Raw genomic sequence first — 11,997 nt, 5'->3', positions numbered from 1 at the left:
CGCATCACCCTTCAAGGGACTTTCCCGCTCCTTTTCAGGCCGGGCATCCCGGGTTTCCCTTTCTCCGCCTCCTGTGTTGCATAGTGGCAGGATGTGCGGTTGAGTTTATACAGGTCGCAGGTGCTCATCCCCCTGACAGAACTTTCAAAAGCCACAACAGCGCGTCCGATGAGCCCCTGACCGCAAAAGATGAACGGACAGATAGTTTGCCAGACTGGGAACCAGACATTCGTACGTTGAGGTGTTTCATTACCGTCGCTGAAGAGCGGAACATCACGCGCGCCGCCCGACGCCTCAACATTGCGCAACCGGCGCTCAGCCGGAAGATCGCCAATCTCGAACACGATCTGAATCTCGCGCTTTTCGAACGTTCGGTCAGGGGGGTCGAGGTGACACCGGCAGGGAAAATCCTGCTGGATCGTGCCTATACGCTCTTCGGGCAGCTCGCCCAGACCTATCACGACGTCACCGCCAGTTCCGAACGGCCGGTCGGCACGGTCGTCATCGGCATGCCCCCGACCCCGGGCGAATTCATCGCGCCGCCCTTGCTGCGCCGCGTCACAGCGCGTTTTCCGGACATTGAACTGCGATTCAAGGAAGGCTTCAGCCGCGATCTGGAGGATTGGCTGCTCACCGGTCAGATCAGTCTGGCTGTCATGCACAACCCGCCGGACCGCGCGGATATCACCGCCCAGGAATTGCTGATCGAAAAGCTTCACCTGATCGGGCAGACGGGATCGCTCGACAAACCCTTTTATACGCTTGCAGAAGCCGCATCATTGCCGCTGATCATGCCATCTCGTTCCAACTATCTGCGATTGCTGGCCGATCAACACGCGGAAAAGATCGGTCGCAAGCTGAACGTCACCCAAAGGGTCGATGGCGTCTGGCATCTGAAAGCACTGGTCCGGGATGGGCATGGCTTCACGCTTCTGACGTTCGGCGGTGTTCTTACCGAATTCCACCTGGGGACGTTGATTGCCGTTCCGATTGTCGAACCGGAAGTTCAATGGCGGCTTTGCACCGCGATCAAGTCAGACCAGCGGCAGAATATGGCGATCAAGGCAGTTGAAACCGTCATCGCCGAAATCGTCGGGGAACTGGTGGAACGCAATATCTGGCACTAGCCATACCCTGACAGCATGAAAGTCATGTTTATCTAGCATTTTTCGCATGCCTTCCGTTCTGGCAGTCATTTACCTGCACAGCGATTGGAGGAATCGCTGAAATGGGAGGAGACTGCATGAGAACCCTGATTTCCGCGACAATTGTGGCGACTGCTCTGGCCAGCGCCGCATGTGCCGACACTTTCAAGTGGATCACCTACAAGCCGCAAGGCGCGGGTGATGCACAGGCGATCACAACACAATGGTTTGCCGATCAGTTCGCAGAGCGGACCGGCGGCAAGCATCAAATCGACATCTTCTGGGGCGGTTCCGTTGCAAAGGCCCGCGAGATCCCCGAGGCGCTGGCCGCAGGCGTGGGCGACTTCGGCGATGTGATCACGCCCTATTTTCCGGACCTTCTGCCGCTGAACAACGCCGTCGGCTTCTACATCCCGCAGCCGATGAAGACCCAGGGCGTGGGTGAAGCGATGGCGTCCTGGCACAAGGACTATCCACAATTCGGTCAGGAGCTTGCACAGCAAAATCTTCACGCTGTCGGCTTTCGGCCCCTTGAGAACTACGGCCTGCTCTGCACCAAACCGGTCCGTTCGATTGACGATATGGCCGGTCTGCGGATCCGCTCTTACGGCTTTGCCTACCCCGCGCTGATCGAGGCGATGGGGGCGACGCCGGTGTCGATCTCGACCTCCGATTCCTATGAGGCCCTGCAGCGTTCCGTGATCGACTGCACGCCCATCGGACCCGCCCTGGCGCGCGGCTGGAAATATGACGAGGTGGCCAAATATTACATCGAAGTGCCCTTCGGTGCCTCGTTCGGCCATATCATCGCGATGAACCTCGACAGCTACAACGCGCTGGACGCGGAAACCCGCGCCGTGGTCGATCAGCTCGGGCATGATTACCTGATGGAATACAGCCGCATGCTCGATGAGGACGATGCGCGGGTGCGCGAACTCTGGCAGGGCGATCTGGGCGTGGAAGTGATCGACTTCCCGGCGGGCGAGCTTGAAGCGCTGGTTGCCGACGACAAGGTCCAGGCGGTGCGCAACGAATGGATCGAAAAGGCCAGGGCCCTGGACCTTCCGGTCGATGACATCGTCGCCAAGCTGACATTCTGAACGTCGCATATTGGCGCGGGCCGCGCCCGCGCCAATGTCGCAGGAGAATTCCGATGCAATATACAATGAAACTGCGCGCCGGTTTCGGCCGTGTGCTGAACCTCTGTGGACTGCTGGCCGGCATCACGCTTATGGCGGTGATGGTTCTGGTCGTTGCGAATGCGCTGCTGCGGTACCTGTTCAATACGCCTGTTGCGGGCACGCTGGAACTGACCGAGGGCGCGCTTCCGATCATCGTGTTCCTGTCGCTTGCCATGACGCAATACGAGGGCGGGCACATCAAGGTCGTGCTGCTGACCCGAACCCTGCCACAAGGCCTGCGCCGCGCCGCCGTCGTTCTGGCAATGCTGGCCGGGGCCGGATTGTTTGCCTGGGCAACCTATGCGGGCTGGAAGCTGGCTGCGAAATCCTTTGCCATCGGCGAAATCGAGCGTGGTTCGATCCGTTACCCGCTCTGGCCGGTCAAGGGCGCAATCGCCTTTGGCATGGCGCTTCTCACCATCCAATTCTTGATTGACGCGGTTCTGGCCGCGCTTGGCGGGGCGCTGCCCGATGCCGAACCGGAGGAAATCGAATGAGCAATCTGGCAATCGGCCTTATCGGGACGCTGGGCCTTTTTGCCGGCATTCTGCTCGGCATCAATGTGATGGTGGTCCTCGGCCTTGTCGGGGCGCTTGGCCTCGCCGCGCTGGTCGGGTTCCACGCCGCCACGGCGTTGCTCTCGACGGTATTCTTCGACACCACACACTCGTTCCATTTCTCGGTGATCCCGCTGTTCCTGCTGATGGGCTTTTTCGCCATGCGGGCGGGGCTGGGCGAAGACCTGTTCGAAGCCGCGTCGAAATGGCTGGGCGGGCTGCGCGGCGGGCTGGCAATTTCGACAACGCTGGGCGCCGCCGCTTTCGGTGCGGCCTCGGGCTCCTCGGTCGGCACCGCGACCGTCTTTACCAAACTTGCACTGCCGCAGATGCTGAATCGCGGATATGACAAAAGCCTTGCCTCGGCGTCGATTGCCATTGCCGGCACGCTTGCGGTGATGATCCCGCCCTCCGCGCTGGTTGTCGTTTACGGCATCCTCACCGACAGTTCCATCGGCGCGCTGCTGATTGCGGGTTTCATCCCGGGCATTCTCTTTGCCCTGATCCTTTGCGTGGCGATCTGGGTGCGGGTGCGGATGAACCCCGAACTTGCCCCGATGGAAACCACGACCTATTCGCTGCGCGAAAAAGTCCTGTCGCTGCGCATGGCAGGCCCGCTGGTGCTGATCATCGCGGCCATCGTCTCGGGCCTTTACCTTGGCATCTTCACACCGACCGAAGCGGGCGGGATCGGCGCGATGCTGACGCTGGTTCTGGCGCTCATCCGGCATCGCGGGTTCAAGGGCATCGCCCTGAAGGACACGCTGATGGAGACAATGCGGACAACCGCGATGATCTTTGCCATCCTGATGTGTGCGCTGGTCTTTTCAAAGTTCCTCGCGCTCTCGGGTGTCACCAACAGTGTCGGCGGCTTCCTGACCGAGCTTGAGGTCAATCGCTGGATCATCGTCGCGCTGGTCGCGCTGATCTATCTCGCCCTGGGCATGCTGATGGATGCGCCGGCGCTGCTGGCGATCACATTGCCGATCACCCATCCGGTCATGATGAACCTGGGTTTCGATCCGGTCTGGTTCGGCATCTTCGTGGTGCTGCTGGTGGAAATCGGCGCGGTCACGCCACCGGTGGGCATCAACTGCTTCGTGGTGCAATCTGCCTCGAATGGCCGGGTCCAGCTTGAAGACGTGTTCCGCGGCCTGCTGCCCTTCGTGATCGCCGGCCTGGTGATGCTGGTGCTGCTCTGCGCCTTTCCGCAAATCGCGCTCTTCCTGCCGGAGCGTATGCAATGACGGAGCTGCGCAGCTTCTGGGAGGACCCGGCGGTTGCCGTCGTTCTGCGCAGCACCGAAACCTCGCCCTTCGGACGCAAGGTCCGCATGGCGCTGATCGCCCTCGGGCTGGACGCGCGGATCCGGCTGGAGCCTGCCGACACGCTGGCCGAAACCGATGGTCTGCGCCTGCAGAATCCACTGGGTAAAATGCCCTGTCTCCTGATCGGAGAGGAGGCTTTTTTCGACAGCCATGTCATCCTTGAGATGCTCGATGCGCTCACAGGCGGCGGTCGGCTGATGCCCCGTGAGGGGCCCGAACGGTTTCGCGTTCTGACCCGGGCGCGGCTGGCGGACGGGATCACCGACGCGGCACTTCTGGTCACCTATGAAGGCCGCTTTCGCGGGCCGGATCAGGCCTCCGAACGCTGGCTGGCCCATCAGAAGGGCAAGATGACCCGCGCCCTTGCCGCTTTTGAAAACGATCTGCCGGATCCGGCCCGTGCGGAGCTGGTCCAGATCACCCTTGCCGCCGCGCTTGGCTACCTGAACTGGCGGCGGCCCCTCGCCTGGCAGGATGCCCACCCAAAACTCGACAAATGGTTGCAGGAGTTCGCCCGCAACCACCCGTGCTGGACAAGAACCGAAAGGAAACAGGAATGAGCCTCTGGCCCGACCAACGTCTGCCCGCACCAGACCCCGCAACCTACAACGCCCGGCAGCAGGAAATTCACGATGCCATCGCCAGCGGCCCGCGCGGCGGGGTCCGCGGTCCGCTGGCCGTTTGGCTGCACCGCCCCGAACTGGCAGCCAGGGCGCAGGATCTCGGTCGCTACTGCCGTTACGACACGGTGCTCGACCCCAGGCTTTCCGAACTCGCGATCCTTGTGACGGGTCGGGTGTTCGGCTCGGAGTATGAATGGCAGATCCACAAGGGGCATGCGCTGCAAGCCGGCCTTTCCCCCCGGATCATCGAGGATATCCGGCAAAACCGCCGCCCCGATTTCGACGATCCGGCAGAGGCCGTGGTCTATGACGTCTCGCGGGCCGCGCATGAAACACGCAATGTCGATGACGCGCTCTATGCCCGCGCGACAGAGGTTCTGGGCACGCAGGCGCTCGTCGATCTCGTGGGGATGCTTGGCTATTACACGCTGATTTCGCTGACCATCAACATCTTCAAAGTGCCCCCGATGGGGGACAACCCGGCCCCGGAGCTTTCCAATGAATGAACGTCCCCTGACCTGGAAACGCTATCCACGCACGACCCGCGCAGAATTGCCCGGGGGCGCGACGGATTGCCATTGCCACGTCTTCGGCCCCCGCGACCATTTCCCCTATTGCGAGGTCAACAGCTACAAACCTGCCGACGCGCCGAAGGAAGCCCTGTTCGCGCTGCACGACCAGATGGGGATCGACCGCTGCGTGATTGTGCAATCTGCGGTGCACGGGAATGACAACACGGTGGTCGTGGATGCCATGCAGGCCCGCCCCGGCCGCTATCTGGGCATCGCGCTGGCACCTCCGGATGTCAGCGACGCGGCATTGGACAAGCTGGCAGACCAGGGCTTTCGCGGCATGCGGTTCAACTACATGGCGCATCTCGCGCCGGGCGCCAGCCCCGAGGAGCTGCGCGCACTTGCGCCGCGTCTTGCCGATCGTGGCATGCATCTTCAGGTGCATATGGGCCCCGGCCTGATCGAAACCCTGTCGCCGCTGCTGGCCGATCTGCCCGTGACTGTCGTCGTCGATCACTTCGGCCGGGTGGATGCCGCGCTCGGTGTCAACCAGCCGCCGTTCCAGGCGTTGCTGCGCCTGCTCGATCACGACAACCTTTGGTGCAAGGTATCGGGCTGCGAACGCGCCTCGCGTCAGGATCCGCCCTATGCGGATGCGGTGGCGTTTGCCCGCACCATCGTCGAACGCTTTGGCGACAGGGTGGTCTGGGGCACGGACTGGCCGCACCCCAATTACCGCAGCGACCCGCCGGATGACGGAGACCTGTTCGACCTGCTGCCGCAGATCGCACCCAATGCCCGCGCGCTTCAGGCGCTGCTGGTCGATAACCCGACAAAACTTTACCGCTTTGAGGAGAGCTGACATGACCGGACGTCTGGAAGGCAAAATCGCAATCGTGACCGGGGCCGGCTGTGTCGGGCCGGGCTGGGGCAACGGCCGCGCCACCTGCGTGCGCTTTGCCGAAGAAGGTGCCAGGATATTTGCCGTCGATCTGCGCGCCGACACGATGGAAGAAACGCTTGAGCGGGTGCGCGCCGCCGGGGGCGAGTTTGAACCCTACCTCTGCGATGTAACCGACAGCGCGGCGGTCGAGGCGATGGTTGCCGCCTGCATCGAAAGGTTCGGCACCGTCGACATCCTCGTCAACAACGTCGGCGGCTCGGCCAAGGGTGGCGCGACCGATCTGGACGAGGCCGGCTGGGACCGTCAGATGGATTTCAATCTCAAGAGCGTCTACCTGACCTGCCGCGCGGTGCTGCCGCATATGGCAGAGAAAGGCGCCGGGTCCATCGTCAACACCTCCTCGACCTCGGGCACCCGCTTTACCGGCTCGCCGCAGATCGCCTATGCCTCGGCCAAGGCCGCGATCATCCATTTCTCCAAGGTGACAGCGGTGGAATTCGCGCCCAAGGGCGTGCGGGTCAACACCGTGGTACCCGGTCAGCTGCACACACCGATGGTCGAGACACGGCTGGCGGGGCAGCGCACGGGGGGCAACGTCGACGCATTGCTGCAATCGCGCGTCCGGCGGATTCCGCTGGGCTGGATGGGTGATGGCCGCGACACCGCGAATGCCGCGCTTTTCCTCTGCTCGGAAGAGGCACGCTTCGTCACCGGCACCGAGATCGTGGTCGACGGCGGCATGAGCGCACGCTGCGACTGACAAGGGGCCTGTCGCAAACTCCGTCCCCAACTGTCAGATCAAACGCTGTTCTGGTTGCGCGTGCTGGCAGATGACAGGAGCAAACCGTGTCAATTTCATTTTAGGGCGCGCATTTTCCGAAAGACGTGAACTTGCAACGCGGTTTTCTTCTACTTGCGCAACGGAGTTTCATATCGGGATCTGGAGGAAATCCTAGCCGAAGGCCTGGGCGGTCGGCAAGAGCGGCGCCGGGATCGGCAGCGCATTGGCCGCCCGCAGTATGGAAAGCCACAATGATTTGCTGACTGAGAGGCCCAGCGTGTGCTTCATCGCGTTCGAGCGTCCTCCACGGCAAAGAACAGGGACCCTCGGAGCCTATAAGTAATTAGCATAACGGCCTGCCACGGCTTGGCAGTACCAATATGAAATCACGCAGAAACTGGCCCAACCGGGAGGGAGACCGGAACGGACCCGCTCGAAGAAAGCGTGTAAAAGGGAGGAATTTCCATGCGAGTTTTCGTATCTATTGCTGCTGCCCTCGGGATGTCCGTGCTGGCCACGTCAGTGGTCGCAGGTGAATGGCCCGAACGCCCCGTCACTTTGATTGTTCCCTATGGCGCCGGTGGGGCGACCGACAGGATCGCGCGTCTTGCGGCTGACCGCCTGTCGACGGAATACGGACAGCCCGTCATTGTCGAAAACAAACCTGGCGCAGGCGGGTCCCTTGGGACCATGCTTGCAGCAAACGCGGAGAATGACGGATACACGCTGCTTTTCGCCAACAATTCCACACATGTCATCCAGCCGCTGATCAACCCCAACCTGCAATACGACCCCGTCGCGGATTTCGAGCCGGTCGCCAGCCTGACCGATGCGTCGGTCTTCGTCGGCACCTCGAAGGGCCTCGGGTTCGAAAACCTCGGCGATCTGGTCGACCATCTACGCGAGACGGGAGGCACCACCTACGGTTCTACCGGGATCGGGTCGATGGCCCAGTTCACCACACTTCTGTTTCTGGATGCGGTCAAAGGTCAGGGCAAGCATATCCCCTACAACGACACGAACGAGGCGATGGCGGCGGTCATGTCGGGTGAGATCGAAATGCTGATGGCGCCCAATATCCTGCAACAATACGGTCAGGATACGCTCGATGTTCTTGCCGTCCTGTCAGCAGAGCGCCATCCCAAGGCCCCCGATGTCCCGACCGCGGCGGAAGCCGGTTTCGACGTGGAAGTTGTGGGCTGGTTCGGCGTTTTCGCGCCCGATGGGACGCCCGATGACATCGTGCAAAAGCTCTCTGCCTCGATGGAGCAGGTCGTTGCAGATGCGCAATTCCGCGAAACCGCCCTGCTGACCGGGCTGTTCCCCAAATACCGGGACAATGCGACACTCAGGCAGACCATCCAGGACCATTCCAAGCTGTTCCGCAACATCGGGGAAAGCGCCGGTATCGAACTGCAGTGAACCGTCACGGGCTGCCCGCCACAAGGCGGCCCGATTTCGTTTCATACCTCTTCACCGGAGACTGTCGTGGCTCAATTCTTTACCCGAACCCGCTTTCTGTACAGGCTGACATCGCGCGGCAGCCTGAGCGGCCTGACCCTGATCGCCATGTCCGCTGTCGTCATCCTCGAAGCGTCCCGTATGCCCTTTGGCAGCACCAGCCAGATGGGGCCGGGCTATTTCCCCACCGCCCTCGGCGTCATCCTGGCCGTCTTCGGCCTCGTCCTCCTGGTCGAGGGCTGGCGGACACCCGAAGCCCGCGTGACATCAGGCCCGCTCGGCCCTCCTGCCCTTCTGCTGACGGCTATCGTCGCCTTCGCGGTCCTCTATGAAATCGTCGGCGGTTTCATTGCTATCATAGTCGTGACCCTGATCGCAGCCATGGCAGAGCCTGAGCGGAAAATGGTCGAATGGGTGCTGTTGCCCCTGGCGATCTGTTTCGGGATATGGCTGATCTTTGGCCTGGCTCTTGATTTGCAGTTCAAGTTCCTGCCGCCGGGATTGATGCGATGATCGACAACCTGATCCTCGGCGCGCAGGTTGCCCTTTCAACGCAGACCTTCCTGTTTTGCCTGCTGGGCGTTTCGGTCGGTATGTTCATCGGTGTTCTGCCGGGCATCGGCCCGATGGCGGCGATTTCGATGCTGTTGCCGCTGACCTATTATGTCTCCCCGACAGATGCGATCGTCATGCTCGCGGGCATTTACTACGGGGCGCAATATGGCGGTTCCGTGGCCTCGATTCTGCTGCGGATGCCGGGGACAGCATCCTCGGCCGTTGTCTGTCTGGACGGCTACGAGATGACCCGCAACGGCCGTGCCGGCGTAGCCCTGTTCATTTCCGCTGTGGCCTCCTTCATCGGTGGCAGCATCGGCATCCTGATCATGACCGGGTTCGCGCCACAGATTTCCCAGATCGCGCTGCGCTTCGGCTCGCCGGAATTCTTCATGCTGATGGCCCTGGGGTTGATCGCGGCGGCAACATTGTCAGAAGGATCCGCGATCCGCAGCCTCGCCATGGTGGTTGTCGGGATCGTCATCGGGATTGTCGGGCTTGACCTGACCTCGGGCACCATGCGTTTCACCTACGGCCAGATGGAGCTGATGGATGGCGTGAGCCTTGTCGCCTCGGCCATGGGTCTGTTCGGCCTGTCGGAAGTGCTGTCCAATATCGGCCGCAAGGAAAACCGCATCGCAACGGCCAAAGTGTCATTCCGCTCGATGATCCCGACACGGACGGAATTCCGGGACGCGTTTCCGGCGATCCTGCGCGGCTCTGCCATCGGCAGCTTCTTCGGTGCCCTGCCCGGCACCGGATCGACCATCGCGTCGTTCTTTTCCTACGCGGTCGAGAACAAATCCGCCCGCAACCGGAAAAACATGGGCAAGGGCGCGGTCGAGGGCGTCGCCGGGCCGGAAGCGGCCAACAACTCGGCCGCGCAGACCGCCTTTATCCCGACCCTGACCCTGGGCGTGCCCGGCGATGCGGTCATGGCGCTTTTGCTGGGCGCAATGATTGTCCATGGCGTCGCACCCGGTCCGCGCATGATCACCACCGAGCCCGAGATGTTCTGGGGTCTTGTCATGAGCTTCTGGCTTGGCAACTTCATCCTGCTGATCTTCAACATCCCGCTGATCGGCTTGTGGGTGTCGATGCTGCGCATACCCTACCGTCTGCTCTATCCGATGATCATCGTTCTCATCCTCATCGGAACCTATTCCATACGGAACTCGGTTTTCGACGTATATCAATTGCTGGCCTTCGGCGTGGTCGGCTGGGTGATGCGTCTGCTGGCCCTGCCCGCACCGCCGCTGGTGCTGGGCCTGGTGCTGGGGCCGATGGTGGAGGAAAACTTCCGGCGTTCCCTTTCCCTGTCGGACGGCAGTTTCGCCATCTTTGTCGAGCGTCCGATCAGCCTGACACTGTTGCTGCTGATTATCGGAGTGGTGCTGCTGCAATCGGGCATGGCATTGATCCAGGCACGGCAAGCTTTGAAACGGGACCGTTCATGAACCGCCGTCAGTCTCGAACTGTGGCTTTGAAAGGATCTTCCATGCGGGGCAAACAGCCTTTCAAACGCCATCATTTCCCTTCTGTCATCATCCTGTGTGCGGTCTGAAGACACCGCGCGGCACCCCATGCTGCGCATACCAGACCTCCTCGGGCTGAACATCCACCACGCGCTCAGCCCCTGCGAAGGCGACAGCACGGGCCGGGGACCAATCGACGCTCGCCCTGCCGGTCAGAAAGATCGCCTCGCCACTGGCAAAATCCGGGATCAACAGCCCTGCGCGGCCCGAAACCTCGATGTTGCCCAGCGTGTTGTAGTAGCGGTTGCCGGCATAATCCGGAAAAGAAAGCGAGCCGTCTGCATTCTGGCGCAGGACGCCGGGCGCCCCGCCCCGATGGGACACATCCGCCCCGTCTGTTGCATGGGTCGCGATGAAGAATGTATCCGCTTGCGAGATGATCCGTTGCGCGCGTGCGTCGCCAATGGCAACAGGCTTGCCTTCGGCAAGCGGCACTGGCGCGGCGGGCGGGCGGATGTCGCGCGTCCGGATGTGTTGCGGACAATTGCCGTAGCATTGTTCGACCGCGATCGACAGAATATCCTCTGTCGCTGAGACGACAGTGCCATTCACGCGGTTGCGCCGTCGTGTCGCGAAGTCCAGCCCAAGCACCGCCGCCTTGCTGCCGGACCGCAGATCAAGGCCGAGCAGTTCGGCAAGCACCGGGCGGCCGCGGGCCGTCAGCCGGTCGCGCGTCACCTGTGCTCCCGCTGGCAGCGGGCAGACCGTGGCCCACGGCCTTCCCCGCATGTCCTGCAGACCGACAAACAGCACAGGCAGGCTTTCGAAAAAGGGCTGAAGCAGCAGGGGTATCTCCGGCCGGATCGCGCGGGCGGCGCGTTGGCGCCAACCCGCCGGAACACCAGCGCGATCCTGCACCGCGCGCTCGCCAGCGTGAAAAACGGAACCGGTCATGGCTCAAAGACCAAGATCGGACAGGCCCGGGTGATCGTCAGGCCGGCGGCCCAGCGGCCAATGAAATTTACGCTCATCCTCACGGATCGGTTGCTCGTTGATGCTGGCATGACGCTGCGCCATCAGGCCATCCGCCGCGAACGCCCAGTTCTCGTTGCCATAGGCCCGGAACCATTGCCCGCTGTCGTCGCGGTATTCATAGGCGTAGCGCACGGCGATGCGGTTGCCCGCGAAAGCCCAGAGTTCCTTGATCAGGCGATACTCCAGTTCGCGCGCCCATTTACGGGTCAGGAAAGCCTCGATCTCGGCGCGGCCCACCGGGAATTCGACGCGGTTGCGCCAGCGGCTGCCCTGCGTATAGGCCAGCGCCACCCTGGCCGGATCGCGGGAATTCCAGCCATCCTCGGCCAGGCGGATCTTTTCACTGGCGCTGTCTTCGGTGAATGGGGGAAGCGGGGGACGGGTCATCGGTGCATCCTTTGCGGTCAGCGGCGGGTATCAAGGGCGGGCGGCCGGGAAGC

13 protein-coding genes are annotated in these 11,997 nt (G+C 62.1%); 11 read left to right on the top strand and 2 right to left on the bottom strand.

The window, feature by feature from the left end:
* Positions 1–83 precede the first annotated feature (83 nt).
* From O4H53_RS00245 to O4H53_RS00190, 11 genes are all read left to right on the top strand, one after another.
* Positions 84–1,127, top strand: a complete 1,044-nt coding sequence (locus O4H53_RS00245; RefSeq protein WP_269360459.1) for a LysR family transcriptional regulator — start codon at positions 84–86, stop codon at positions 1,125–1,127.
* A gap of 116 nt (positions 1,128–1,243) precedes the next feature.
* Positions 1,244–2,245: a TRAP transporter substrate-binding protein DctP gene (dctP, locus tag O4H53_RS00240; RefSeq protein WP_269360458.1), complete on the top strand. Its 1,002-nt coding sequence runs from the start codon at positions 1,244–1,246 to the stop codon at positions 2,243–2,245.
* A 53-nt stretch (positions 2,246–2,298) separates the two neighbouring features.
* Entirely contained in the window at positions 2,299–2,823 is a 525-nt protein-coding gene (locus O4H53_RS00235; protein WP_269360457.1) for a TRAP transporter small permease subunit, read from the top strand.
* Complete coding sequence (locus O4H53_RS00230; RefSeq protein WP_269360456.1) at positions 2,820–4,130, top strand: TRAP transporter large permease; 1,311 nt, start codon at positions 2,820–2,822, stop codon at positions 4,128–4,130. Before O4H53_RS00235 ends, O4H53_RS00230 begins: the two co-directional genes overlap by 4 nt.
* Positions 4,127–4,771: a glutathione S-transferase family protein gene (locus O4H53_RS00225; protein WP_269360455.1), complete on the top strand. Its 645-nt coding sequence runs from the start codon at positions 4,127–4,129 to the stop codon at positions 4,769–4,771. The genes O4H53_RS00230 and O4H53_RS00225 overlap by 4 nt, the downstream gene beginning before the upstream one ends.
* Positions 4,768–5,340: a carboxymuconolactone decarboxylase family protein gene (locus tag O4H53_RS00220; RefSeq protein ID WP_269360454.1), complete on the top strand. Its 573-nt coding sequence runs from the start codon at positions 4,768–4,770 to the stop codon at positions 5,338–5,340. Before O4H53_RS00225 ends, O4H53_RS00220 begins: the two co-directional genes overlap by 4 nt.
* A complete protein-coding gene (locus O4H53_RS00215) occupies positions 5,333–6,208 on the top strand; it encodes an amidohydrolase family protein (RefSeq protein WP_269360453.1) in 876 nt (291 codons plus the stop codon). Before O4H53_RS00220 ends, O4H53_RS00215 begins: the two co-directional genes overlap by 8 nt.
* Position 6,209: 1 nt before the next feature.
* On the top strand, positions 6,210–7,010 hold the full coding sequence (locus O4H53_RS00210; RefSeq protein WP_269360452.1) for an SDR family NAD(P)-dependent oxidoreductase: 801 nt from the start codon (positions 6,210–6,212) through the stop codon (positions 7,008–7,010).
* A 486-nt stretch (positions 7,011–7,496) separates the two neighbouring features.
* Positions 7,497–8,453, top strand: coding sequence for a Bug family tripartite tricarboxylate transporter substrate binding protein (locus tag O4H53_RS00200; protein WP_269360451.1), 957 nt, complete (start codon positions 7,497–7,499; stop codon positions 8,451–8,453).
* Between the two features lie 66 nt (positions 8,454–8,519).
* On the top strand, positions 8,520–9,005 hold the full coding sequence (locus O4H53_RS00195; RefSeq protein WP_269360450.1) for a tripartite tricarboxylate transporter TctB family protein: 486 nt from the start codon (positions 8,520–8,522) through the stop codon (positions 9,003–9,005).
* Positions 9,002–10,504, top strand: a complete 1,503-nt coding sequence (locus O4H53_RS00190) for a tripartite tricarboxylate transporter permease (RefSeq protein ID WP_269360449.1) — start codon at positions 9,002–9,004, stop codon at positions 10,502–10,504. The genes O4H53_RS00195 and O4H53_RS00190 overlap by 4 nt, the downstream gene beginning before the upstream one ends.
* An 87-nt stretch (positions 10,505–10,591) precedes the next feature.
* Here the strand turns inward: O4H53_RS00190 and O4H53_RS00185 are convergent, their stop codons facing one another.
* Both O4H53_RS00185 and O4H53_RS00180 read right to left on the bottom strand, forming a co-directional pair.
* Complete coding sequence (locus O4H53_RS00185) at positions 10,592–11,476, bottom strand: pyridoxamine 5'-phosphate oxidase family protein (RefSeq protein ID WP_269360448.1); 885 nt, start codon at positions 11,474–11,476, stop codon at positions 10,592–10,594.
* 3 nt (positions 11,477–11,479) lie between these two features.
* Positions 11,480–11,944, bottom strand: coding sequence for a nuclear transport factor 2 family protein (locus tag O4H53_RS00180; RefSeq protein WP_269360447.1), 465 nt, complete (start codon positions 11,942–11,944; stop codon positions 11,480–11,482).
* Positions 11,945–11,997: the final 53 nt, after the last annotated feature.

Origin of the sequence: Sulfitobacter sp. G21635-S1, from assembly GCF_027213915.1 — a bacterium.
Classification (GTDB): domain Bacteria; phylum Pseudomonadota; class Alphaproteobacteria; order Rhodobacterales; family Rhodobacteraceae; genus Sulfitobacter.
The sequence above is the reverse complement of the archived record's forward strand: the minus strand, read 5'-3'. Positions and strand labels throughout refer to the sequence as shown.

Excerpts from the sequence above, each read along its gene's own strand:
- O4H53_RS00220 (WP_269360454.1), top strand. The coding sequence starts at position 4,768 with ATGAGCCTCTGGCCCGACCAACGTCTGCCCGCACCAGACCCCGCAACC.
- O4H53_RS00200 (WP_269360451.1), top strand. The coding sequence starts at position 7,497 with ATGCGAGTTTTCGTATCTATTGCTGCTGCCCTCGGGATGTCCGTGCTG.
- O4H53_RS00185 (WP_269360448.1), bottom strand. The coding sequence starts at position 11,476 with ATGACCGGTTCCGTTTTTCACGCTGGCGAGCGCGCGGTGCAGGATCGC.
- O4H53_RS00230 (WP_269360456.1), top strand. The coding sequence starts at position 2,820 with ATGAGCAATCTGGCAATCGGCCTTATCGGGACGCTGGGCCTTTTTGCC.
- O4H53_RS00210 (WP_269360452.1), top strand. The coding sequence starts at position 6,210 with ATGACCGGACGTCTGGAAGGCAAAATCGCAATCGTGACCGGGGCCGGC.
- O4H53_RS00190 (WP_269360449.1), top strand. The coding sequence starts at position 9,002 with ATGATCGACAACCTGATCCTCGGCGCGCAGGTTGCCCTTTCAACGCAG.
- O4H53_RS00215 (WP_269360453.1), top strand. The coding sequence starts at position 5,333 with ATGAATGAACGTCCCCTGACCTGGAAACGCTATCCACGCACGACCCGC.
- O4H53_RS00225 (WP_269360455.1), top strand. The coding sequence starts at position 4,127 with ATGACGGAGCTGCGCAGCTTCTGGGAGGACCCGGCGGTTGCCGTCGTT.
- dctP (WP_269360458.1), top strand. The coding sequence starts at position 1,244 with ATGAGAACCCTGATTTCCGCGACAATTGTGGCGACTGCTCTGGCCAGC.
- O4H53_RS00235 (WP_269360457.1), top strand. The coding sequence starts at position 2,299 with ATGCAATATACAATGAAACTGCGCGCCGGTTTCGGCCGTGTGCTGAAC.
- O4H53_RS00180 (WP_269360447.1), bottom strand. The coding sequence starts at position 11,944 with ATGACCCGTCCCCCGCTTCCCCCATTCACCGAAGACAGCGCCAGTGAA.